Origin of the sequence: Synechococcus sp. CC9605 (assembly GCF_000012625.1) — a bacterium.
In the GTDB taxonomy this organism is placed as follows: Bacteria; Cyanobacteriota; Cyanobacteriia; order PCC-6307; family Cyanobiaceae; genus Parasynechococcus.
Map to the genome: position 1 here is coordinate 1,540,558 of NC_007516.1, position 21,850 is coordinate 1,562,407.

A 21,850-nucleotide genomic window follows, 5' to 3' on the forward strand; every position below is an offset into this window, starting at 1 on the left:
TTCTTTGTGTCTGCTCACAGGGGCTTGAGCGCACCCGCCAGACTTGACCCAACGGATAAACACGCATGTCATCCAAGAGAGCGAGGCTGGACATGCTTGTCGCCGAGTGCCGTCCTTCGTTCGTTGAAGCGGCGAGAAAGCTGCAAGAGAAGGAGTCCTGGGACTTCAACTGCCCGGTCGTTGTGATGGACGGACGCTCAGACGCAGTGAAGGTCTCGGTCATTGGAGTCGGCAGCGTCGCGAACGTGGTGCCGGCGTCAGCAGCCATCGACAGCCCTGAGGTCAGGGAGTGGCTTGCCATCGCCACTGAGAAGGGAGCGGAGGTCGCCTTCGCTGAGATGTTCGACGGACCGGAAGACAGAGCCGAGAGGTTCAGTGAGGCCTACGACCGTCTTCGCGAAGAGCGGGAGAGCGGCATCAAAGGTCTGTGGTCCGCCGGTGACCTGGCTGGGTTCGTGTCGAAAAGCCGTGCTGCTTACCCGAAAGCCCTTGGTGCCATTGCGGTTCTGCCCGGCGAGGGAGAGCAGAGCCACCACGTTCTGACGTTTGAGAGCGAGGTCGAGAGCCTGCTCAGGTGAGCCTGGATGAGCCGGGAGGCCGTGACACAGTTGTGCCACATCGAATAATAAGCGCCGAGAAACCTTGATGAGACTGGCTTGCTTCAGCCTGGATAACCCGAAGGCAAACTAATCCAGCCCTGAGCCAGCGCCAGAGACGTGAGCAGTTCGCCGGCGATCATCACCACGGCCAATCCAGCCAAGAGCTGATACGTCCAAGGCGGCGTGAGTCGGCCGATGCCCTTGGTCGACACAGAAGTGTTGGCGGCCAGCAGATCCAGGAATCGATCGAAGCGCTCGATGCGTTGCGGCAGGAGCTGGTGGCGCAGATCGGCTGCCTTCACGTAGTACACCGTTCCCCCCTGACTGGTACCAACGGGAACCAGGGCCCGAATGTCCTGCCAACGCATGGACCAGCCGCGCCGCAGCAACCAGCGAATCCAGGCGGGGTAACGCACTTGGATGCCTTCTGCATCGGTCTCCACCCGTTCACTCAACAGACCGATCACCAACACCAAGCCCAGCAGAAGCCCTGCCACCATCATCCAGCGCGACTCCGCAGGGGCGAGCAACGGCAAGGGCAGCACCAAGGCCCCATAGAGGCTGAGCAGGGTGAAGCGGATCAGGGGCGATAGCCCGAAGCGTTCGATGCCGTTCATCGGTCGTCCGGAGAACCGGGCAGCGGTTCAATCAGTTCAGACGGTTGGTAGCGGCCGCCAAACACCTCCTGTTCACGTCCTTTCCAGAACTGACCGAGCCGCATCAGATCGGCATGGGCCTCCTGCACCTTTTCGAGGTACAGCTGAGGATCCATCGAGTCCTTGGCTTCCTTGAGCTTCTTAAGCCGAAGCATCTGCAGATTCCAGGGCTTGGTCAGCTCACCCCTCTGCTCGAGGTAGCGGGCCAGATCGTCCGACGACGGCTGAAACTCAGGCGGCATCCCAACTCCTAGGAGCGATCACGCTAGGCAGAAGATCAGGCCGGCAGTGCCCAGTGGTTCAGGCCAAGGTCGGCCCCAACACGATGGGCACAGGCAAACCCACTGAAGGCCACAGCATTGAGGCCCTGGCCGGGGAAACAGGAATCACCAACGCAGTAGAGGTTTTTCAGGCCCGTGCGGTTGAACGGCATCGGCAGCAATCCCGGCAGTTGCATGGCCGGAATCGGGCCGTAGCTGCCTTGAAAGCGACCCAGAAAACGCCGGTGGCTGCGGGGCGTGCCGATTTCCTTGTGAGTGATGGCATCGGCGAGGCCGGGAAGGATCGCCTCCAGCCGCTGGATCAACCGTGCCGCATCGGCCTCCTTTTTCTCGCGGTACTGGCTGGGGGTCAGTCCTTGCCATGCCTCCATCGATGACGGCGTGAAGGTGTGAACGATGTGATGCCCCGCCGGGGCCAGATCCGGATCCAGCAGCGAGGGCATCGACACGAAGATCACCCCCTGTTCGTCCTCCATCCAGTTCCAGTCTTCGAGCAGGAGGTGATGGCAGTGGGTGCCCGCCGGAATCAGGTCAGCCCGAACCCCCAGATGCAGCGACAGGAACGAGGGCGAAGGCATATAACGCTTGCGCCAGAACTGCTCCTTGCCCGGCGTGTGGGCGGCATCCACCAGGGATTGGCCAGAGCGGTGCTGCTCATCACCCGCTCCGGAGAAGGTGTCCCAGCGGGTTGCATTGGAAATCACACGCTTGGCGCGGATGACCTCGCCATCGGCCAGCTTCACGCCAACCGCCTGATCGTTCTCGATCAACACCTCGGTGACTCGGGCCTTGTAGCGGATGGCTCCGCCGTGGCGTTCCAATCCCTTCACCAGCTTTTCGGCGATCACGCCGACGCCTCCTTTGGGGTAGTTGATCCCCCCCGCATGCCGATCGGAAAACACCATGCCGGCGTTGATCATCGGCGTGCGATCCGCCGGCATCACCGACCAGCAGAAACACTCGATATCGATGAACTTGAGCAGCTGCTCATCTTTGATGTGCTGGCGGGCCACCGCACCGACGTTGAAAGGCAGCCAGCGGGCCAGCCCAAGACAGGCCAGTGGTGCCTTGAAGAACACCTTGGTGAGATAAGCCGGATCCTCCAACGAGAGAAGCGGCATGGCATCGAGGCAATTGAACACCTGCCAGCAGGTGTCGTAGAAGCGGCGGATCCCCTCAGCCTCATGGGGAAACCGCGCCGTGAGATCGGCGATGAACTGCTCGTAGTCGCGATCCACGGCGATGCGCAGCCCACCGGGCATGTGGTACTCGAGCTGGGCAGAGTCAGGGATGGTATCGCAGTGCTCCCCCACATCAGCAAGGGCCCGGGTGAGCAGGTTGGTGAAACCCTTCTTGCCGAAGCCGAAGATCATCGAGGCCCCCACATCAAAGGTGTAGCCCTCGCGTCTGAAGGCACCGCCACTGCCACCCGGGATCAGATACCGCTCCAAGACGAGGGTCTTGGCTCCCTTGGCGGCCAACTGACTGGCGGTGACCAAACCACCGATGCCGGAACCGATCACAACGGCATCCCACTGCTGGTTCTCGCTCATGGCATCGCTTCTTTGGGGTGACGCTAAGGGGCCGTCTGCGGCCTTGGATCCTGGCGGTGGATCGGCGGCATCACTGTGAGGATCACCTCAGAACGCACCGGACGTCCGAGTTCGGCACTGCAGCGGGCATCAATGTGATGGCGCAGGCCATCACTCACCCGACTTTCCATGGGCTGCAGCGGATTGATGTAGACCACGACAAAGGCCGTGCGGCCCAGCTGCTGCACCGTAAAAATCCATCATCTGCAGCTGAAGCCCCACCAGCTCCTGTATCAACACGATGCGTGTGCGCGGAGCACACCCGGGTCGGCGGCACAGCCCGCTGCCTGGGCCATGGCATCCCGCAACGCCGCCAGGGGTTCACGCAGCAGGGCCAGGCTCACCGCCAGCACCAGCAGGGCATCGGTGATCGGCGCAATTGCAGACAAGGGCGTTGCCAAGAGCAGCGGCGACGCCAGCAGGGCCAGACCGGTGGCCAGGGTGATAACGGCATCGATCCGGGCATTGCGGGCCTAGGTGAGCAGCAGCAGCGACACCCGCCCCGTGCGGCGCCAATCGCGACGGTGCCGCCAGGCCAGCAGTCCACACAGCGCTGTCATCAGCGCGGTGTAGAGCGCCACCGGTTCCAGATGCAGCGGCGCAATGCTGCTTCCGCGCCACCAATCGATCAAGGTGGAGCAGGAGCTGCCGACGCTAAAGCCGATCACCCCGAGCAGCACCAGGGAGCGAAACAGCACTTACAGGGCTTCCTGGCCTTCGTAGCCGTAGGGCCAGGCTCGATCCGGCGGCCGCACCACGTTGCGGCTGATGCGACTGGCAATCAAGGACGACCCCACCAAAACGGCGGAATACAGGCCGTCCAAGAGCAGGGCCGAGGATCCGGTGAGCACACTGGCGGAAAACCCGGCCAAGGCCATCACTGCATTGGCTCCAACCCCGAAGCGCAGAGAGCGCTGTTCGATCCGGCGAGCCTCCGCAGGGGTTGTCATGCCGTCACGGTCTCCGGTTGGAGAGCCCGCATCGGCTCCAGATCCTGCAGGGCACGGTCGCGATAGGCGCCATAGCGCGCTCGCTTATCGCGAATGCGTTCCGGCAGATCCGGCAACAGACCGAAATTGGGGGGCATCGGCTGGAATTTGGCCGTTGGTGCCTCGCTGACGAAATGGGTGAGGGCTCCACTCATGCAGGTGGCCGGCAGGTCGATGGGCTCCAGGCCCAGGGCCAACCGGGCCGCATTGGTGCCGGCCAACCAGCCACCGGCCACGGCGGCGGCATAGCCCTCGGTTCCGGTGATCTGGCCTGCCGCCAGGAGGTTGGGCCGCTGGCGGAACTGCAGGGTGGGCTGCAGAAGCTGAGGCGACTCCAGGAAGGTGTTGCGGTGCATCACCCCGAAGCGCACAAATTCCGCCTGGCCCAGCCCGGGGATCATCTGCAGAACGCGCTTCTGCTCACCCCATTTGAGGTTCGTCTGGAAACCCACCAGATTCCAGAGACGACCGTCCTTGTCTTCCTGCCGAAGCTGCACCACGGCGTAGGCGCGCTTGGCCCGACGTACATCGCGATCGTTCACATCGCCCCAACGGGGATCCCAGAGCCCGATCGGCTTCAGGGGGCCATAACGCATGGTGTCTTCACCACGACGCGCCAACTCCTCAATCGGGAGGCAGCCTTCAAAGAAAGTGGCGTCGTTCTTGTCGAAGTCTTTGAGTTCCGCCTGTTCCGCCTCCAGCAGGGCCTGGCGGAAGGCCAGGTACTGCTCCTTGTCCATCGGACAGTTGATGTAGTCCGCATCTCCCTTGTCGTAGCGGCTGGCGCGGAAGGCCACCGACAGATCGATGCTGTCCCCATGCACGATCGGGCTGGCCGCATCAAAGAAGTGGCAGTCGGCGCGGCCGGTGAACTGGCGCAGATCCTCCGCCAACGGTTCACTTGTGAGCGGCCCCGTCGCCAAAACGGTGATCGCATTTTCCGGCGGCAAATTTTGCTGCTCGCGCCGTTCAATCGTGACCAGGGGGTGCTGGTCGAGAGCTTCGGTCAGGGCAGCGCTGTAGCGACCGCGGTCAACAGCCAAGGCTCCGCCGGCCGGCACAGCGTGGGTGTCGGCCGTGCCGATCACCAACGAGCCAAGCCTGCGCAGCTCCTCCTGCAATAAGCCAGCAGCACGGTCGCTGCTCAGTGCGCCAAAGCTGTTGCTGCATACCAATTCAGCGAAATCGCTGCTGTGGTGTGCTGGGGAGCGCCGAATCGGGCGCATCTCCACAAGGGTGACCGCAACCCCTGCACGGGCGACCTGCCAAGCAGCCTCAGTGCCGGCAAGACCAGCACCAAGAACGGTGACATGGGGAGATTGAGACAACCAGCTGCATCAAGCAAACTTCAGCCTACGAAGCTCGCTTGCCTGAATCAGGCGCGGCTGCGCTTGAGCATCAGCTGCAGCTGACCCACTGCCGCACGGCCAATGTTGAAAGCAGCCCAGCTGACAGCTGCCAGGATCGGGGCAACCACCAGGAACAGGCGGGCATCGATACCCAAAACCTGGCCCGTTGTGATCACGCTGAAGGCCGAGTAACCGACGATCACCAGGATGAGGACCAGACCGATGGCAACTCGGACCATTCTTGAAAACAGAAATCTGTGCCGCCGATCTTACGGACTTCTCCGTTGATCCCACGACCTTCCTTGAAAGCTGATCGAATTCGCAGCAATCAAAGGAGTGCGTTCAAGGCCTGATCTGGGCGTGGGAGGCCGCCAATTGCGCGTAGCGCCGGGCATGGCAGCGCTGTTGGTCAATCGCCTCAGGCGACAACTCCCGCTTCACCGCCGCTGGCATGCCCATCACCAGGGTTCCGGGAGGAACATCCTTGGTGACAACAGATCCAGCAGCCACCAGGGCGCCAGCACCGACTGTGACGCCATTGAGAACGATGGCCCCAATTCCCACCAGGCATCCATCTTCAATCGTGGCGCCATGGATCACGGCCCTGTGCCCCACGGTGACGTCGGCACCGATGCGCACCGGCTGCCCCGGATCGCCATGGAGCACGGCACCGTCTTGAACATTGCTGCCCGCACCGATGCTGATCTGCTCGAGATCGCCGCGTGCAACCGCCGTGGGCCAGAGGCTGCTGCCCGCTGCCATCTGCACATCACCGATCACGACGGCGGATTCAGCAACCCAGGCGGCGGCATCGATCTGGGGATCGGGCCAGGGCTTGGAGCCAGTCATGGCCATGGTTCAGCAGCCACCAGTTTCTCCGGCGACCTGAGTGATAACCTCATTTGGTGCCGAAATGGCATGACCAAGCGGGCACGGGTCGCTAGCTCAGCGGTAGAGCATCCGGCTTTTAACCGGCTGGTCCTGAGTTCGAATCTCAGGCGACCCATATCAACTATTTGATGTCGTCTCGTGACTCAACAGAGTCGGCGAGCCAGCGGCTGTTAGAAAGCCGTGAATCTCTGATCAGTCCAACAGTTCAGATGGCGTATTTCGCATTTTTTGGCGTCACGATTCTTCTGGCATTGCTGGGTGGTTTGTTTTCTCGAGTGGCCGCAGAGCGCTACTGGATGTGATCAGCGGCGATGGCTTCAGCAAACGTGGCTGAGGTTGATCTCGCCGTTATCGGTGCAGGACTGGCTGGCTGCAGCATGATTTGCCGGCTCCAGCAGCTGGGATCGAATCTCAACATCTCTTTGATTGAGGCTGGCCGGGGGCCAGGTGGGCGCACGGCCACCCGCCGGAGACGCGACCAAAGCGGCTGGCTGCTCAACCATGGAGCACCGGGGTTTGGCCTGAGTGAATCCAAGTCGGAGGGAATGGAGGCTCTGCTTGCGCCGTTGCGCTCGGCGGGTGTTCTTCAGCGTGACGAGCGAGCTGTGCTTTCTCTCAACGCCCAAGGGGATTTGTCTCCGGCCAACAGCCCTGAAGCCTGTCCGGTCGGTGGCTGGTGGCATGGGCTTCCCAGCATGGCCAGCATCTGCGAGGCGCTGCTCGATGCAGCTGACTCAGTGCAACTGAGCCGCCAATTTGAAACCCGCGTTCGCTGGCTGGAGCGACGCCAGGGTCACTGGCTGCTGGAAAACGAGGATCGAACCTGGAGTCTCAGGGCCAAGCGCCTTGTGCTCAGTGGAACGCTGCTGGCCCATCCCCGATCACTGAAGATGCTGGCCTGGAACGACGTCCCCCTGCGCTCAGCTGTTGCAGAGGGCGGTGACGTTGGCCTCGATGCGGTGCTGAGCCAGCTGGAACGCAGCCAGGCCGAGGTGCGCTGGAACCTGATGGTGGACCTGGGGGTGCTCGCGCTCAACGGTGGACAGCTCCCGGCTCAGATCTGGTTGGACAACGACGCCAAAGAACGATGGAAGGTTGAACGCCTCGTGCTGCAGCCGCAAAGCGATGGTCGCTGGGGACTTGTGGTGCATGGCTTGGATTCCGGGGAAGCGATCACACCCGAAAGCCAGGGGCGTCTGATGGCTCAGGAGCAACAGCGCCTGTTGCAGCTGTTGCCCGAACTGATGCAGGGCCTGCCGGTTGTTTCAGCGGCGTTGCAGCAGGCGACACCGTTGGGGGTGATGCGCTGGGGCGCCTCACGGCCCCTCAACCACCCGCTGCCAGAAGAGCTGCAATGGTGCCCCACCAGCGCCGTGGGATTCTGCGGCGACTGCATCGAAGGGCCTGGCTTCGGGAGAGCAGAGGGAGCAATCAGCAGCGCCGTCAACCTGGCTGAACGTCTGCACGTCGACCGCTAATCTCTGAGTGCGCCGGGGAGTGGCGCAGTTTGGTAGCGCGCTTGCTTTGGGAGCAAGATGCCGCAGGTTCGAATCCTGTCTCCCCGACTGCAATCTCAGCGAATCCCCAACTCGCATGTGCCAACCCGGTGCCAAACGGCATCGGGTTTTTTCATGCCTTTGGCACGACTTTCCCGGACAGCAGGGAACACCCCTTGTCAGCATTCCGCCTCCGTAGCAGCATGAAGACGCCGAGAGGGAGCGCCCCGAGCGCTCTCCTGCCAGGGTCTCCCTGGTCCCTACCTGACATCACCTCATGTGGTGTCGGCGCGTCGGAGGTGGCGCGGACTCTGCTTTAGGAGTTGCACGACAGGCGGTTCTGTTCCCCCCTTCACTGGAAGCTCAGAACTTGCCTCGTCCTGCTCGCCACCACCACAAGAAATTCAGCGTCATCCGCGTTGATGGAGTCACCTTCAACGTCACCAAGGATGCTTCTGATCTGATGACTGCTGTTTGTAGGGCGAGCAACTGCACCCCTGCTCAACTCATTTTTGAGACAGGCACCGCAGAAGAGATCGAAGCAATCAGATCTGCAGCTGCCAAGGCGAAGGGATCTAACTGAGCCCTACTAATGAATACGCCCGAATGGGTGCACGAGCCCGAGGCTGCAAAGCGTCTGGCGATCAAGCAGAACACCCTTAGAACCATGCGCCGTGAGCGCAGGCTGGAACCTGGTGAGCACTGGGTCTACGCGACTGGTGCCGTTGGTGGCCCCGTCTTGTACGACCTCACGGCAATCATCAATACGCAGCGCCGCAAGACCCTCGAAGCGGTGCAAGCAGAAGAGGAGCGTCGTGCCGCTGAATTGAAGCTCCGCAAGCAAGCGGTGCAGACCTTCAGTGACGACAGCCTCGATCAACTGATTGCTGAGGTGCAGAGCTAATGGCTAATCCGATCCGCGAAAGAGCCAACAACAGGTAGAGATTTTTACTCATCTTTGGAATCAGTTTTCCGTCCTTAGGTGTCACCAGTTGTTATCAGCTATCAAACACGATTAGCGGTGGATTCCTAGCGCTGGGACGGGCAATTTTTAGCCACTATTGTTTGATTGCACAACCGCACAATGACTCCCGTGAACCCCAAAGAGTTCTCCAAACACGAGAGCCTTAATGGGCCACCGCAGCGCCTTTACCTGGGCTTCAGAGCGCCTATCCCGATGCGCGTCAATCTCGAAACTATTGCCGCTGAACATCGCGTCAGCCAGGCAACTGTGATCCGGCACGCAATCGTTGAATACATGGAAAAGCGCGGCAAGAACGCATTCGTCGCTCCATGAAAAAGGCGGTTCCCACACCGCCTCGGAAAACATTGCTTGTCCCATGAACATTAACCGAGGCCAGCTCTCCACTGGCAACCAGAAAATTGAATCGATGACAGAAGCCGCCGCAGCGCGTCTCGCTTCTGTTCCGTATTACGCCCGGCCCATGCCGGTTCCACCAGAACATGACTTCCTGGCGGACGTAAAAGAAGACCGCAAGTTGGCAGCCGTGATGTGCGCCATTGCCCGCATCGCCAATCAACGCGGGAAAACTTTCACCCAGCAAGTTGATATCTGGGAGGTGGGTCAGTGAGCCATCGAATCAACCTGAAAGATCACTCCTGGGTTCTTGGTTGGATGTACTTCCTCCGCCCAGAACACAAAGCGCCTGAATCCGCCAAAGAACAGGTGGAAGATCAACTGATCGACAAGTTTTCAGATGGATGGCGCAACGGCGATGTGTACGCCACCAAGGTTGTTGAAACCGTCTTCGAGCTGCAGCGCCAGCGCCACATCAACCGTCGGCTGAGGAACTACCTGGCTGATGACCGTGGGGGGCAGAAATGAAAGCCTCTGGACGCAACAACCCGTGCCCGATCTGCCAAAGAACGCACGATGGCGATTGTCGATGGAACGACTCTTCGATCCTCTGCCACACCGGCACTGATATGCGCCCTGGCGACACCATCACCATCGCGGGGCAGGAATGGGCATTCATCCATCACAAAGGTGGGTTCAGCGGCATGGCAGCCGTGTTCAAGCCGCATCGGAAGCGTGATTACAGCCGCACCCCCAGCACCGCGCAGGAGCTGCTCTCACGGCAGTCCAAACGGTTCCAGTGGTCATCAGTCCTAAATCAGTTCTTCGCTGCATTCGATGCCGCCTGGAACATCCCTGATCTCTACAGCTGCACCCCCCAGCAGCTCACCAAGGCGTTCTCCACCATCGACGACGCCCAGACCAAAGCGGCAGCCCTATCCGGTCACTTGCAGGCCATCTGGCGCGATTGCCCTGATCTGAAGCAACTCCACCGCCTCCGCGTTGAGCACTGCCTCAAAACCATCGCGCACATCGCGGAAGACGCCCGCCAGTTCAAACAGAACGACCTGGGCATTCCTTGCCCCGCGGCTGTTCATCAACTGCTCGGGGAGGAGGTGTCATGACATCTGTTCCGCAACTTGAAGATGCCTTTTCCTTGCCCACTGCTAATGGGCATGAAAAACGTCAGGCAAGAAAACAAGCTCTTGCTGAGGCAGTCAATGGCGCAGATGCTCTCGAAACCTTGAAGCTCGGCCTGGAGGTGCTCGAAGACATTGACTCCCCCACTGAGCGGTTCATTGCTCTCCAGAACCTCAGAGAACAAACAGGGCTCACTAACGGCAAGGCATTCGATCAAGCCGTTGCAACGCTCATCGATGAGCAACGCAACGACCAAGACTGCACGCTCGCTGAACTCCTGCAGCGTCAACACGACGCCACATGGGGGATTGATCAATTCGGCTGCAAGGGCGCTCTCGTAGGCATTGGTGGAGACAAGGGCGAGGGGAAAACAACCCTCATGTATCAATCCGCCATCGCAGTCGCATCTGGTGCCCCGCTCTTCAATGAACTCACTGTTCAACGCGGTCCGGCAATCATCGTGCAATGCGATGAATCAGACCTGAACGCCAAGAAGAAATTTCTGGCAATGGGTGCTGACGCTGAACTGCCCATTCACTGGATGTGGGGATTCAACCCCGCCATGGTTCCTGAGTTGAAACGCAAGATTCAGAAGACCGGAGCCAAGTTCATCGGCATTGATTCGATCACCACCGTTGCAGGTGGCCGTGGCATTAAATCAACCGACCCTGAATACAGCCTGTTCCTCTATCAGCTGAACCACCTGGCGGGTGAACTTGGCGTCGTCATCTTCCTGCTGATTCACCTCCGTAAGCCTGATTCCGCCAAGGTCCGCACATCTGTCGGCCTGGATGATTTTCTTGGCACCGGGATGCTCACCGCAGCCTGCTCTGACGTCTTTGGTTACTGGGCTAATAAGGCAGAAGATGCGTTCCCCAATCAGTTCATGCTGCGCTGCCTCGGCAAGCGGAATTGCGAGGCTGGAACCACCTGGGACCTGCAGGGATCAACGGATGATTTCTCCCTCACCTTTGTTGGTGTTCAGGGCGGTGGAGAGACCCCATCAGAACGGCGCTCAGTTATCGCCAAAGCCCTCCAGTACCTCCGGCAACGGAAAGGGCAACCGCAGGCCGTAGAGACGATTGCAGCCGGCATTAGTGCCCATGAGAAGACCGTGGCCAAAGAGCTGCGTGATTACTTCTCCAGCGGCAACGCACTGAACATCCGACGCGTGAAGGGTGAATCAACAACCACCGGCGGTCGCCGGCCTTGGCTCTGGGTGTTCTGAGCAGTTTCGGAATCTCTCGCGTAGGGGGGCTCCAAACTCCAAAACTCACGCCAAATCGGCATAAATCCCAGTCCACCACTGAAATCAGTTTCGGAACATTTGCCCCGCTCACCACGTTCCTAAACCAGTTTCGGAATGTCAAATGCAATTTCGGAATGTCGAAACGGACTGAATGTTCCTAAACCTCCAATCTCTCTAATCCCTCTCTCTGACTACTCTCTCTGTAATTCTCTCTCTTGATAACTGGGGGGTTTTGGAGTTTTTCCGGATACGCACGCGCGACTCCAGTACTGGGGTTTTTAGACGCCTTGCCTTATGACCTCTAATAAAATTTGAACAGCGCCGAATTCTTAACAACGCGGCTGCATCAATCGAGCAGAGAAAGGAAACAGAAATCAAACGCAATCGCGCCTGGGAAATGCACATCAATGGCGCCCCGCAATATGCGATCGCCGCCGAGCTGGGGATCACGCAGGGCCGGGTGAGCCAATACATCGCCCACGTCGCCAAGAACCACCCGGTGAACAAGCTCTCCCTGGACGAGCGGATGGCGATCTCTGAAGAGCGCTGGAACCTCAGCGAGCGGGAACTGCGCCAGACCATCGATAACCAACGCGCCAACGGCCGCACCGTCACGGAGACCATCACCGAGCCCAGCGGGCGGATCACCACCAAGGTCACGCATCAAGAGGGAGTCGACCCTGCACTGCTGCGGGCGCTCTCCACGCACCACGATCGCCGTGCCCGGCAACTCAACAACCAGATCGGTCCTGACGCCGGCGTGCAAGCGGTGCAAGTCAACGTCGTGCGCGACTTCCTGCAGCAGAGTGATCAGCAGGGCAAGCTCAGCGCCGATCAGTGGAATCAGCAGGTTTTGGACGTGTAATTGCTTTGAAAGCAACCGGTCAGCTAGTCAGGCACTGGATTTCTGCCCCGCTGTGCCAAAGGGTGTGCCAATAGCCCACCACCAGTGGTCGGTTACTGCTGCTGTTGAGCCTGTTCCTGCAGCGCCTTCCTGATGGCATTGCGAACGAACAAGCCGCCGGCCTTGCCCATCGCTTTGATGGCGTCGTGATCGCTGGCATAGAGGCGGACAGTTAATGGGCTCTTGCCCAGTGGTTCCTGCCCCTCAGGGACGGCGTATTGATGCTGTCGGAGGTGTTCTACTGATCCCACGCTCTGACACGTCTACATGCCATTAAGGCTAACGGTGGCGCAACAGATCACCAGCGTTAGCGTGAAACTCTTGCGAGCAGCTCACGCATGACGGCATTGCCCCTGGATTTGACCAGTGACATGGCGTTGATTGCGGAGCACCACGAAGAGGGCATCAGGTTGCACCGTGCTGGGGTGTTCACGGATGCGGAATGGGCTGAGCACCAGCGGGTGAGTTATGTGGCGTTGATGGTGTTGGGGATGGACGGGATGAAGCAACTGAGCAGGGCATGCCTGCTGGAGGGAGCGCTGCCCCCCGCCTGTGCGTTAGGTCACCACTCAATGCAACTTCTCCTGTAAGGGTGACTGCAGATGCTTCCCACTAGTGGCTGCTGCTTACCTCAACAACGTCCGTGTGCTCTGTAAGGAGGGTTGCGAGGAAAAATTCATCGCAGAGACTGAGGAATGGGTCAATCCGGAGGGCATGTTGGATGCCTATTGGGCAAAGACAGGAGAGCGCAGCTACTGCTTTGTAGGCCTATGGGAAAGCGAAGAAAGCTTGGTCGCTGCCCGTCCTCAAATGATTGAGCACCTGAACAAGGTCCGTGATTTCTTTGAGGAGCTATCTCCAGAGCTTGGCGTCACCGATCCTGTTTCTGGATCAGTGGTGACCCATAAAGGCTGATTTCAAGCTGGAAACGCTGCCCCCCCGCCTGTGCGGTGACAGTGAAATCCCCCTGCACGGAGATGCGCTGCTTGGTCATGGCAGCCAACCTGATCGCATGAACAAAGCCATTGCATTAGCGGCGCTATTACCCGCCGCAGGCCCTGCCTTCGCGGAAACCGCAGGGAACAAGAAACCAACCTTCAACAACCCCTCCAGGACCATTGCCGACTTCCATGCCGCGTGCTCCCGCCACGCTGAAGAACGCCAAATTGACTCAGCCAGAATGGATATAGCTGAGTTGTTGCAGTTAATTGGCTGATACTTCGCCCCGCACGATTCAACTGAGCCCATGGCAGCGCAAGGTTGCAGGGCTTGTTCAATCCGTCGATGAGTTGAACACTTTGGTGCTCGCCGGTGGCCGGGGCGGAGGCAAGTCGATCCTGCTGATCTGGTTGATCGGGTTCTTCGCCCTGGTGAGTGGTGAATCATTCAACGCCGTGCTGATCAGGCGTGATCTGGCGGGTCTTTCGAAGCTGGAGGACCTGCTGTATCAACAGGTCCCGACGTTGATGCCGGGCTCGAAGTATTTCAAAGCCAAGCGTCAGTGGAGATTGAGCAATGGGGGCACGCTGAGGTTGATCCACATGGACGCAGGGGATGCGTTCAACAAAATTCAGGGTGAAGATCTCAGCCACATTTTCTGGGATGAGCTGGGGCAGGAAGCCGATCCGCAGGTGGTGCTGAGGGCCAGGTCATCAATGCGGACGACAGACCCGACGGTGGTGCCGAAGTTCATTGCCACGGCCAACCCATTGGGCCCCGGCAGCTGGTGGATCAGGGATTACGTCGTCACCAAGGCGCTGCCCAATCGGATTTTTAACTGTGAGTTCTTTGGTGCCCAGCCAGCGGTCTGGATAAAGAGCACCCTCAGGGATAACCCGTATCTCAGTAATCCGGATCAATACGAGCAGGAGCTACGGGCGAGCTGCTTTGGCGATGAGTCGAAGATCGCGGCGGAGGTGCTGGGTGAATGGGGCCAGGTCACTGCCGGTTTCTTTGGCTCAGCCCTGTCGCTTGATCGCAACATGTTGCCTGGTGATTTTCAGGTGCCATGGCCGTCGGATTCCGATGGTGTGTTCAGGCATGAGACCAAGGCGAAGTGGTGTTGGGTTGGTGGGGACTGGGGCACAGCATCGCCTGCCTGCGTCGTGTTGATGTGTCAGATACAAGAGCCGATGACGATCGCTGGAAAGCATTTACCGCGGGGCAGCTGGGTGTGTATAGACGAGGAATATGTCTGCAGCATTCAGCCGGATGGTTCTAAGGAGTGGAACCGTGGTGATCGGAGTCTGACTGCACCGATTTTTGTGGAGCGGGTGATGAAGTTGTACCAGCGCCATGGCTTCCCGCAGGGTGCGATTCCAGCGCGGCGAACGATCATGGATTCAGCGGTAACTGCGCAACTTGGCTTTGGTGGATACAAGGACCCAGTGACGCTGAGCACTGAATTCAGAAAGTACGGGTGGAATGTGACGGGCAGCCCTAAGAGCAGTCGTGCAGTGGGCTGGCAGCTGATGAAGAGCTTGTTATGGCAGGCGGGCAGTGATCAGCCTGGATTGTTCATTTCAGAGCGTTGTGAGAGCTTGTGGGCAACGCTGCCTTATTGCATCGCGGATGATAAAAACCCTGAGGATATGGAGAAGAGTGCGCCTGACCACTCAGCTGATGCAGTGCGGTATGTGCTGACTGCAGCTAATCAGGGGCGGCATAACTTCAGGGGTGGAACAAAGCCTGGACCGCATCCGTTGATGTGGCCTATGGAAAGGAAAGCGGTGGTTTACATGAACGGGAGAGCAGTTGCAGATGCGAGACGAATGAGCAGGTGATTGCTCAGAAGTCGATGATTTAAGTGAATTAAAATTGTGAGGTCTATCTGGGACATTGCAGCCCTACGCGCCAACGACTCTGACCTGTTCAAGCGTTGGCTTTATGGAGGCATCGAAGACCTTGGAGAACCTGCGGTCACTGAGATGCTGCTGGACTGGCTTGACCGGTTCCTGACGGTGGAAGAGCAGGACAGGCTGCTGGGTTGGCACCTGGGGGGGGAGCCTCTAAACCCCAGACGTTGCAATGCTTCTGCACCCCTGTGAGCAAGACCACAGCTGCTGGTGAGGCAGGTCGCCAGGTGAACCGTTGATTCAGCCGATGGTTGGTTCATCGAGAGGAGACGACCCTCCACCGCTTTTCAAAGCAATGCCCCCTAAGACAAATTCAATACTTCAATCGATTGAGGATCGCATGAATGCCTCAAGCAAAGATTCCAATAGCAGAAGTAATCAGAGTTCTGCATCTAAGCATGACTACAGCACTGGTTCTAGGCGTGACTTCATGCTGAATGGTGAAGATGGGGAGTCATATTCGGAGTACAAGCAAAGAGTCTCAAATGTCCGAGAATTTGAAGCTATTCACATCCAGGGCCAAGTAAATACAGACGAAAACAACACTGAAACCCAGGAGCCAAGCTCATTTGCGTTTAAAACCCCTTCGGCATGGAATGTATTTGAAAACACATTGGTATGCGCACTGGGTAGTGCTATGGGTGGATGGGTTTTTAACAGAGTTAAGACTAATTCGCAGATAAGTATTTGGCTTGATGAGGGGCTCGATTTGTATAGCACTAAATCGGAAGCGACCGTATCAAATGCTTTAAGCGAAGCAATTGAGGAGTACAGGGAAAATCATGACAGCAATGCAGGTGAAAATGCAGTTAAAAATGGAGTTTCAACAATTATTGGTGAGACTGTTAAAGGTATATTAAGGCTCGGTGAGGCTGCTGGGACGGCTACAGCTTGCCTTGTTGGAGGAGCCGCCCTTGAGGTTATAAACATAACTCCAGATCCGCCAATGATCGATCGGGTTAATTTAAAACTTAGGCAGCTTGGGCAAATAGAAATTAGGGAAACGGTGCATGATCAGCTGGCTGCCCGCAGAAGCTCAGGCGGTAGCCAAAGCAACAGGTGGGATGGAGGTGTTAATGACAGCACCCCCTCTGGCAGTCGCTCACAAGATTCAGCTGGGCATACAACTGGTTCTAGTGGTCATCAAAATGGCAATCAGAACACCGCAAACCCTATTGGGTACGGATACAACACACAGCAAGGTAATACCAATTCAAATCCCGACAGCACTCCACCAGGCGGCAGCACTCCGCCAAGTGGTGGAACTCCGCCAAGTGGTGGAACTCCTCCAAGTGGTGGAACTCCGCCAAGTGGTGGAACTCCGCCATCCGATGATGATGATGGGAATGATTACAACGCCAGGCATGCTGCAGAGTGTGCAAAAAAGAACCAAGACTATGCAGGCTCAACAGACAACGGTTACTTCTGCACAGTTCGAGAAGATAATCCAAACCCAGAAGATGATGGAACCCAGGGTGGAACTAGTAAGCCTTCTGTTGGTCCCGCACCCGGAGATATAGGCGGTAGATATTCAGGCCTTATGAATCCAGGTTCTGAAAGAGGCGGTCGTCCTTCTCCTGATGATGACAATGGTGATGGTCCTTTCGACGACAGGAGTTCATCAGGCGGCCGTGGTGGCAGAGGCTCCTCTGGTCCTGGTTCTGATAGGTCAAATGCAGATGATGACTATGGGTGTGATCCTCTGACTGGTGGTGGTCTTGGTGGAGGTGGAACTCAGGATGAAGTCGGCTGGAATTTCTACAGGAGGCCACCTAAAAAAGGCGGCGGTGGTCAGTACGGAGATTCTGGTACTGGTTTTGATGATCTCTACAAGCCAAATCCAGAAGATGACTACGGCGTAGGTGGTCCTACTGCTCGCCTTTGGAATAGCACTGAAAGTGTTGACGCCTTGGTTGCAGGTCAATCTTCAGGAACATACATAGAGGTGCCTCCCGAGCCAGCATTCGCTTCCTTTGGGGCTTCGTTTGACTCATTCACCCCATCCAAGGATGTGTTTGGTGCAGGGTTTGAGGTGGCATCTGATTTGCAGTCAGCCAATTCGTTCGCTCCTGCCAAAGCTGACTTCACCAATGAGTTGGCAATGGTCTGATCCATCCCCCGGCAATACCTCATACACACCACCCCGTCAGCAATGGCGGGGTTTTTGCAAGGACGTTGCAGCTTTTTTACTGAAATTCAATGCAGTCACATTGTTCCAACTGGCGATACCGTCAATGCGACGGCACCCTATAAGGACAAGCCACAGTCTCTATGCTCCGCCGCTTCACCATCGGGCTGCTGGCTTCAGCCATCGCCATTGCACCCCTACCAACCAAGGCAGAGGACGGCACCGCAGAAGACCTTGGTGATGTGATGAGCATCAGCCTCAAGGATGTGGTCAAACCCACCATTGGGTTTCAAGGTGCACTCCAAGGTGCAGGCACACCAAACCAAGCGGGCATTGGCGGGTTTCTTCCACTGTCTGTTGGAGAGAACAGCATTTGGTTCCTTGATGCCCTGGTCAATGCCAGCTTTGCTGATCGTGAGGGCTACAGCAGCATCATCAACACCGACGTTGCTGGTGGAACTGTCTCCACCTCCACTCGACTTGGTTACCGCTGGCTGAATGGTGATCGCAGCTGGATGTTCGGGCTGAATGGCGGTTATGACAGCCGACCAGTGAAATCAGGTGGAACTGACACTGGTATCAGCGTCACCAATGAGCGCACAGCCTTCTTTCAGCAGATCGCACTGAATGCAGAAGCGGTCTCAAATAGTTGGACATTCAACGCCTATGGACTGCTGCCTGTTGGTGATGTTGAACAGAAGCTCAACAGCTTTTATCAAGGCGGTGCAATGAACACCTATGGATTAGATGTTGGCTATTTCATAACCCCAGCACTCCATGCATCCGCTGGTTATTACTACCAACATCGAGAGGAGGAACATATTGATGGTTCTGCAGTACGTGGACGTTTGGCCTATGAGATCAGCGATGGCTTAACAGCTGGCTTAAATGTCTCGCACGATTTTCAAGAGTCAGATCACTTTGAAACAAGAGTTTCTGCTGACCTAAAAGTACGCTTTGGTGGGGCTAGAACAACAGCAATGCGAAAGAAGGTTCAACAACTACCTGTAATTAATGCCTTAACATCAACACCAAGCAACCGGGATGTGCGTGTACATGACCTTAACATCTTCGTGTGCATCTTTAACATCTGGAAATGCAGAGACGATGTGAAAAAATGTCAAGATAAGTATGGGGCGAAGGATAAACGATGTAGATAGATTAGTAAAAGGGCTGTGCGAAAGGGCTGTGCGCTTCGACAGACAAGAAACCGGATGAGATAGTGGACTCTAACCTTCACGACGCTCTTGCAATTGCAGGGGCTTTTTATTTCTTCAACCAACACCATAAACCCTTAAATCAGCCTTTGATACCTGGCACTAAATAAACATCACCCCGTCGCAAGGCGGGGTTTTTGCTGAAAAGTCGATTAGTTGTAGCGTCTAAAATTAAGGGGTCAATCAGGGACATTGCAGCCCGTAAAAGATGACTCCAACCGAAATCAAAGTGTTGGTTCAAGCCTGTCGATCAGCAGGGATTGATGCCAATACGATCAGTGCAGAAAACCCGTTTGAGAAGAGCGGTTCCACTGCTGCGATATTGCAAGCGGCGGTGGCATCAATTGACCCAGCGCAGGCAGCTAAATGGCGTGTTGCTGCCGGTGGTGGGCTGAGTGTTGCGACGCTTGCTGAGCTTGAAGGTGGCGGTGATCTGAGTGCTGCAGCGAAGGCTGATCTGTATGCCCACGATCATCAGTTCGTGAGTGATCTGCAGAAGCAGCAGGTTGCTGATCAAGCGAAGACAGAGAAGTGGCTGGAGGATCAACTGGCTGCCACGGCGTTGAAGAACAAGATCCGCGAGACGGGTTCTGAGGCTGCTGCCCGGGAAAAGATGCGGCTGGAGGAGCAGCAGGCTGCAGCACTGCAGCAGTCGCGTGAGGAATCAGCGCGGCATGCACGGGAGGTGCAGCAGCGCATTGATCAGAAGCGCATCCAAGACGCCCAGATGGCAGGACGGCTGACCAATGGCTGAGATCACCACGGGTGAGCAGAAGGCTTACGAAATCAGTCGGAGCAGGACAAAGAAGCAAGCAGCGAGAGATCGCGGTGTTGCTGATGCAATAGCTGAGGCACCTGTGGGTGCTGTTGAAGCAGCGCGCCAGAGAGCTCTGGGGGGTACCCAGAAAGTGGGCACCCCTGCACCGCAACTAAAGGCACCGACCACCAGTGTTCGGACGGTGAAGCTGCAGGACGGGACGGTGGTCCCCGAGCAGTACTACGACCTGGATGCCGCTGATCAGAAGCGGATGGTGGAGCTGATCAAGCAGCGGGAGGTCAAAAAAGCTGACGACAACGCGGCGTTGACGGCGGTGAACACGCTGTTGGACTTCAGGTCGCAGGACAACGCCAGGGTGAGGGCGCTGGAGGGTCAGCTCTCCACGCTGCTGGGTGTTGTGGAAGCGCAGCAACGCCAGATCAGTGGGCTGTCGACTCAGATCGAGGTGGGCAAGTCCGATGCGTTGTTGGAGCAGCAGGCGGGGATCGGGCAGGACATCGCGAACATCAGCGCCATCCGTGCTGAAGCTGCTGCGGAGATGGCGGAATACAACCGTCAACGAGAGGCTGCTGCAGCTGAGAACCGCGCTGCGTTGGAGGCAACGGCCACGGCAGTGGAAGCGTTGCGGGGATCGGTGTCATCCGCCAGCACGATTTATCAAGAGGGGATCGTTGCCAACCAGAACCAACTGGCTGCAGTTGATGCAGGCGTACGGAAGGTGAGTGTTCAGCTGCAGGAGCTGGAGGGCAAAACCGACGCGTGGACTGATCCGATCACCAGGGGTGAGGTGACGGCCATGGCGACTGATCTGGTGGTGCAGCAATGGCGTGATCAGGTGCCGGCGATTGTGGATGCGGTGCTGGTGGAGCTGGCCGATCAATTCCCCACGGGTCTGGGGGGTCAGCGTGTTGATTCGAGCCGCACGCGGCAGCTGCGGAGTGATGCAGCCAACGCCACCTTCAAAGCGCAGGGGGGCATCGGGTGATGGCCACCGACATCGATGCATTGAGGGAGGAACTGGCGGAGGCCAAGGGCCTGCTGCGGGCGCTGAGCTGGGTCGACTGGAGGATGGATGTGAACCGCGGCATGGTCGATTACGGCCACCAGCTCACCAAGGTTGAGCGGCTGCAGGTCCAGCTCAACAGGGCCCTGAAGGAGGAGGGCTGATGAGCTGGCTGCCGGTTCACGGCTGTGCGTTGCCGCTGCCGAAGCGGAACCACGCCAAGTACGGCGTCCGCCAGCACGGACCAAAGCCCAGCCAGATGTTCAGAGTGCTGCAGAAGAACCCCTATTTGTTCTGGATCTATCGATCAGCACCAATCGATCGCGGCGCTGAAGCGGTGGCTGATTACTTGCTGGCGAAGCTGGAGATCGGCGTGCGGGCCCATGAGCGGCAGCCGACGATGACGCTCCTGCGGCAATGCCAAACCCAGATGAGCGGCAGGACTAATTCGAGGGCTGTTTGGGTTGACCTGGTGAAGGCTGCAGAGAAGCAGCTGAAGGCACAGGAGAAGGCTGAGAAGGAGTCCTGGGCGAAGCGCCGCGCAGCGCTCATTCAGCGCGATCAAGAACGCCGTGCGGGCGTTGGGAATCAAGTGAAACAACGGGTGGCTGCGGCTCCCAAGCCACCAGTCATTGCGCTTCACCGTCAACGGTTGGAGCGGACCTTAAAAGCCACTCCTGCCCCTGAACCCATGACGATTGCCCCTGCATCAGAAACGAAGCCCAAGACGCATAGCCGCAGAGCCCGTGGTGAATGCGGCGTAAGGCTCGGCAAAAAGATCGATGAGCTGGTTGCTGAAATCCAACACGAAGCAGCGTGTGAATCGAGTTGCTGCGCTGCCCCTGTTGCCGTGATGGAACCACCTGTTGAGTCGTCGGTGGATCCACCAGCAGAAGCCAATGGGGCGATGGCTGAGCGGGCGCCCGACGATTCCGCCGCTGGGGGCAGCGGCTTTCTTAATCAGGCGACCGTTTGGGATGTGATGAGTGGCCAGGGGTCACTGATCACTGATCTGCGTGATTTTCTTGGTCGGCTTGATAGTGAACCGCGGCTGCGGGCCAGCGCCAATCTGCGGACCATGTCGCGGGTGCGGGAACACCTGGAGCGGATCCCTGAATCAGCGGCGATGGGCGACCCCGTGGAACTGCGGCTGCAGGACGTGCTGGTGCTGATGAATCAGCTGATGACTCGGATGCGGTGATCAGTTCAGTTCAGGATTCGCACGTAGATGGGTTCGTACATGCTCCCATTTCGCTCAATCTGCGCATTCGTCATCAGCGGTGCGGTGAAAACTGCCAGCGCCAGCAGGGAGATCGAAGCGGGCATCGCCAGTTTCAGCCAGTCGGCTTTAGTCATTGGTGTCAGGGTTCAACTGACAACACCGTGGCCCAATCCCCGGGATCGG

At 57.9% G+C, this 21,850-nt stretch carries 33 protein-coding genes and 2 tRNA genes; 23 read left to right on the forward strand and 12 right to left on the reverse strand.

Features of this window, described 5'->3' with window-relative positions:
- The first annotated feature begins 65 nt into the window (after nt 1-65).
- Nucleotides 66-578 carry a hypothetical protein gene (locus SYNCC9605_RS08365; protein ID WP_041434908.1) on the forward strand — a complete coding sequence of 171 codons (513 nt, stop codon included), beginning with the start codon at nt 66-68 and terminating at the stop codon, nt 576-578.
- Nucleotides 579-661: 83 nt separating this feature from the next.
- On the opposite strand, the gene SYNCC9605_RS08370 is transcribed toward SYNCC9605_RS08365, so the two are convergent.
- From SYNCC9605_RS08370 to SYNCC9605_RS08400, 10 genes are all read right to left on the reverse strand, one after another.
- Entirely contained in the window at nt 662-1,216 is a 555-nt protein-coding gene (locus SYNCC9605_RS08370; protein WP_011364639.1) for a hypothetical protein, read from the reverse strand.
- On the reverse strand, nt 1,213-1,497 hold the full coding sequence (locus SYNCC9605_RS08375; protein WP_011364640.1) for a hypothetical protein: 285 nt from the start codon (nt 1,495-1,497) through the stop codon (nt 1,213-1,215). Before SYNCC9605_RS08375 ends, SYNCC9605_RS08370 begins: the two co-directional genes overlap by 4 nt.
- Nucleotides 1,498-1,532: 35 nt before the next feature.
- Nucleotides 1,533-3,089 (reverse strand): carotenoid isomerase, encoded by a 1,557-nt coding sequence (crtH, locus tag SYNCC9605_RS08380; RefSeq protein WP_011364641.1) that lies wholly within the window; start codon nt 3,087-3,089, stop codon nt 1,533-1,535.
- Nucleotides 3,090-3,112: 23 nt separating this feature from the next.
- Complete coding sequence (locus SYNCC9605_RS15490) at nt 3,113-3,316, reverse strand: hypothetical protein (protein WP_011364642.1); 204 nt, start codon at nt 3,314-3,316, stop codon at nt 3,113-3,115.
- A 45-nt stretch (nt 3,317-3,361) separates the two neighbouring features.
- Nucleotides 3,362-3,517 (reverse strand): hypothetical protein, encoded by a 156-nt coding sequence (locus tag SYNCC9605_RS15495; RefSeq protein WP_257928792.1) that lies wholly within the window; start codon nt 3,515-3,517, stop codon nt 3,362-3,364.
- 84 nt (nt 3,518-3,601) lie between these two features.
- Nucleotides 3,602-3,826, reverse strand: a complete 225-nt coding sequence (locus tag SYNCC9605_RS15500) for a CDF family cation efflux system protein (protein ID WP_011364644.1) — start codon at nt 3,824-3,826, stop codon at nt 3,602-3,604.
- Entirely contained in the window at nt 3,827-4,078 is a 252-nt protein-coding gene (locus tag SYNCC9605_RS15505) for a cation transporter (RefSeq protein WP_011364645.1), read from the reverse strand.
- Nucleotides 4,075-5,445, reverse strand: a complete 1,371-nt coding sequence (gene trmFO / locus SYNCC9605_RS08390) for an FADH(2)-oxidizing methylenetetrahydrofolate--tRNA-(uracil(54)-C(5))-methyltransferase TrmFO (protein ID WP_011364646.1) — start codon at nt 5,443-5,445, stop codon at nt 4,075-4,077. Before trmFO ends, SYNCC9605_RS15505 begins: the two co-directional genes overlap by 4 nt.
- A 47-nt stretch (nt 5,446-5,492) precedes the next feature.
- A complete protein-coding gene (locus tag SYNCC9605_RS15205) occupies nt 5,493-5,615 on the reverse strand; it encodes a photosystem II protein Y (protein WP_025362202.1) in 123 nt (40 codons plus the stop codon).
- 193 nt (nt 5,616-5,808) lie between these two features.
- On the reverse strand, nt 5,809-6,321 hold the full coding sequence (locus tag SYNCC9605_RS08400) for a gamma carbonic anhydrase family protein (protein ID WP_011364647.1): 513 nt from the start codon (nt 6,319-6,321) through the stop codon (nt 5,809-5,811).
- Between the two features lie 79 nt (nt 6,322-6,400).
- On the opposite strand from SYNCC9605_RS08400, the gene SYNCC9605_RS08405 reads away from it, so the two are divergent.
- The 11 genes from SYNCC9605_RS08405 (at nt 6,401) to SYNCC9605_RS08450 (ending at nt 12,425) form a co-directional block, all read left to right on the forward strand.
- Nucleotides 6,401-6,472: transfer RNA gene (locus SYNCC9605_RS08405), tRNA-Lys, on the forward strand.
- Nucleotides 6,473-6,485: 13 nt separating this feature from the next.
- On the forward strand, nt 6,486-6,659 hold the full coding sequence (locus tag SYNCC9605_RS14755; RefSeq protein ID WP_156783064.1) for a hypothetical protein: 174 nt from the start codon (nt 6,486-6,488) through the stop codon (nt 6,657-6,659).
- Between the two features lie 9 nt (nt 6,660-6,668).
- Nucleotides 6,669-7,835 (forward strand): NAD(P)-binding protein, encoded by a 1,167-nt coding sequence (locus SYNCC9605_RS08410; protein ID WP_011364648.1) that lies wholly within the window; start codon nt 6,669-6,671, stop codon nt 7,833-7,835.
- Between the two features lie 13 nt (nt 7,836-7,848).
- Nucleotides 7,849-7,922 (forward strand) — tRNA-Pro (locus SYNCC9605_RS08415).
- A 301-nt stretch (nt 7,923-8,223) separates the two neighbouring features.
- Complete coding sequence (locus tag SYNCC9605_RS13960) at nt 8,224-8,436, forward strand: hypothetical protein (protein ID WP_257928809.1); 213 nt, start codon at nt 8,224-8,226, stop codon at nt 8,434-8,436.
- Between the two features lie 9 nt (nt 8,437-8,445).
- Complete coding sequence (locus tag SYNCC9605_RS08420) at nt 8,446-8,757, forward strand: hypothetical protein (RefSeq protein WP_011364650.1); 312 nt, start codon at nt 8,446-8,448, stop codon at nt 8,755-8,757.
- A gap of 436 nt (nt 8,758-9,193) precedes the next feature.
- Entirely contained in the window at nt 9,194-9,445 is a 252-nt protein-coding gene (locus SYNCC9605_RS08430; RefSeq protein WP_041434914.1) for a hypothetical protein, read from the forward strand.
- 44 nt (nt 9,446-9,489) lie between these two features.
- Entirely contained in the window at nt 9,490-9,699 is a 210-nt protein-coding gene (locus SYNCC9605_RS08435; RefSeq protein WP_011364652.1) for a hypothetical protein, read from the forward strand.
- On the forward strand, nt 9,696-10,295 hold the full coding sequence (locus SYNCC9605_RS08440) for a hypothetical protein (RefSeq protein ID WP_011364653.1): 600 nt from the start codon (nt 9,696-9,698) through the stop codon (nt 10,293-10,295). Before SYNCC9605_RS08435 ends, SYNCC9605_RS08440 begins: the two co-directional genes overlap by 4 nt.
- Nucleotides 10,292-11,539 (forward strand): AAA family ATPase, encoded by a 1,248-nt coding sequence (locus tag SYNCC9605_RS08445; RefSeq protein WP_011364654.1) that lies wholly within the window; start codon nt 10,292-10,294, stop codon nt 11,537-11,539. Before SYNCC9605_RS08440 ends, SYNCC9605_RS08445 begins: the two co-directional genes overlap by 4 nt.
- Nucleotides 11,540-11,957: 418 nt before the next feature.
- Complete coding sequence (locus tag SYNCC9605_RS08450; RefSeq protein ID WP_011364655.1) at nt 11,958-12,425, forward strand: hypothetical protein; 468 nt, start codon at nt 11,958-11,960, stop codon at nt 12,423-12,425.
- Between the two features lie 92 nt (nt 12,426-12,517).
- On the opposite strand, the gene SYNCC9605_RS08455 is transcribed toward SYNCC9605_RS08450, so the two are convergent.
- Nucleotides 12,518-12,715 (reverse strand): hypothetical protein, encoded by a 198-nt coding sequence (locus SYNCC9605_RS08455; protein WP_041434920.1) that lies wholly within the window; start codon nt 12,713-12,715, stop codon nt 12,518-12,520.
- A gap of 87 nt (nt 12,716-12,802) precedes the next feature.
- Here SYNCC9605_RS08455 and SYNCC9605_RS08460 point away from each other — a divergent pair, with 87 nt between their 5' ends.
- From SYNCC9605_RS08460 to SYNCC9605_RS08510, 11 genes are all read left to right on the forward strand, one after another.
- The gene (locus tag SYNCC9605_RS08460; RefSeq protein WP_011364656.1) at nt 12,803-13,054 is read left to right on the forward strand and encodes a hypothetical protein; all 252 of its coding nucleotides are present in this window, start codon (nt 12,803-12,805) and stop codon (nt 13,052-13,054) included.
- Nucleotides 13,055-13,079: 25 nt separating this feature from the next.
- The gene (locus tag SYNCC9605_RS08465) at nt 13,080-13,379 is read left to right on the forward strand and encodes a hypothetical protein (protein ID WP_011364657.1); all 300 of its coding nucleotides are present in this window, start codon (nt 13,080-13,082) and stop codon (nt 13,377-13,379) included.
- A 97-nt stretch (nt 13,380-13,476) separates the two neighbouring features.
- Entirely contained in the window at nt 13,477-13,680 is a 204-nt protein-coding gene (locus SYNCC9605_RS08470; RefSeq protein WP_041434923.1) for a hypothetical protein, read from the forward strand.
- A gap of 133 nt (nt 13,681-13,813) precedes the next feature.
- Nucleotides 13,814-15,247 carry a hypothetical protein gene (locus SYNCC9605_RS08475; protein ID WP_374699852.1) on the forward strand — a complete coding sequence of 478 codons (1,434 nt, stop codon included), beginning with the start codon at nt 13,814-13,816 and terminating at the stop codon, nt 15,245-15,247.
- 36 nt (nt 15,248-15,283) lie between these two features.
- A complete protein-coding gene (locus SYNCC9605_RS08480) occupies nt 15,284-15,511 on the forward strand; it encodes a hypothetical protein (protein WP_257928839.1) in 228 nt (75 codons plus the stop codon).
- Between the two features lie 55 nt (nt 15,512-15,566).
- The gene (locus SYNCC9605_RS14760; RefSeq protein ID WP_156783065.1) at nt 15,567-17,429 is read left to right on the forward strand and encodes a hypothetical protein; all 1,863 of its coding nucleotides are present in this window, start codon (nt 15,567-15,569) and stop codon (nt 17,427-17,429) included.
- A 161-nt stretch (nt 17,430-17,590) separates the two neighbouring features.
- Entirely contained in the window at nt 17,591-18,607 is a 1,017-nt protein-coding gene (locus tag SYNCC9605_RS08490) for a carbamoyl-phosphate synthase (protein WP_011364660.1), read from the forward strand.
- Between the two features lie 391 nt (nt 18,608-18,998).
- Nucleotides 18,999-19,418: a hypothetical protein gene (locus tag SYNCC9605_RS08495; protein ID WP_156783066.1), complete on the forward strand. Its 420-nt coding sequence runs from the start codon at nt 18,999-19,001 to the stop codon at nt 19,416-19,418.
- Nucleotides 19,411-20,427: a hypothetical protein gene (locus tag SYNCC9605_RS08500; RefSeq protein WP_011364662.1), complete on the forward strand. Its 1,017-nt coding sequence runs from the start codon at nt 19,411-19,413 to the stop codon at nt 20,425-20,427. Before SYNCC9605_RS08495 ends, SYNCC9605_RS08500 begins: the two co-directional genes overlap by 8 nt.
- The gene (locus tag SYNCC9605_RS08505) at nt 20,427-20,609 is read left to right on the forward strand and encodes a hypothetical protein (protein WP_011364663.1); all 183 of its coding nucleotides are present in this window, start codon (nt 20,427-20,429) and stop codon (nt 20,607-20,609) included. The genes SYNCC9605_RS08500 and SYNCC9605_RS08505 overlap by 1 nt, the downstream gene beginning before the upstream one ends.
- The gene (locus SYNCC9605_RS08510; protein WP_011364664.1) at nt 20,609-21,646 is read left to right on the forward strand and encodes a hypothetical protein; all 1,038 of its coding nucleotides are present in this window, start codon (nt 20,609-20,611) and stop codon (nt 21,644-21,646) included. The genes SYNCC9605_RS08505 and SYNCC9605_RS08510 overlap by 1 nt, the downstream gene beginning before the upstream one ends.
- A gap of 5 nt (nt 21,647-21,651) precedes the next feature.
- Here the strand turns inward: SYNCC9605_RS08510 and SYNCC9605_RS14765 are convergent, their stop codons facing one another.
- The gene (locus SYNCC9605_RS14765) at nt 21,652-21,801 is read right to left on the reverse strand and encodes a hypothetical protein (RefSeq protein WP_156783067.1); all 150 of its coding nucleotides are present in this window, start codon (nt 21,799-21,801) and stop codon (nt 21,652-21,654) included.
- Between the last annotated feature and the right edge of the window lie 49 nt (nt 21,802-21,850).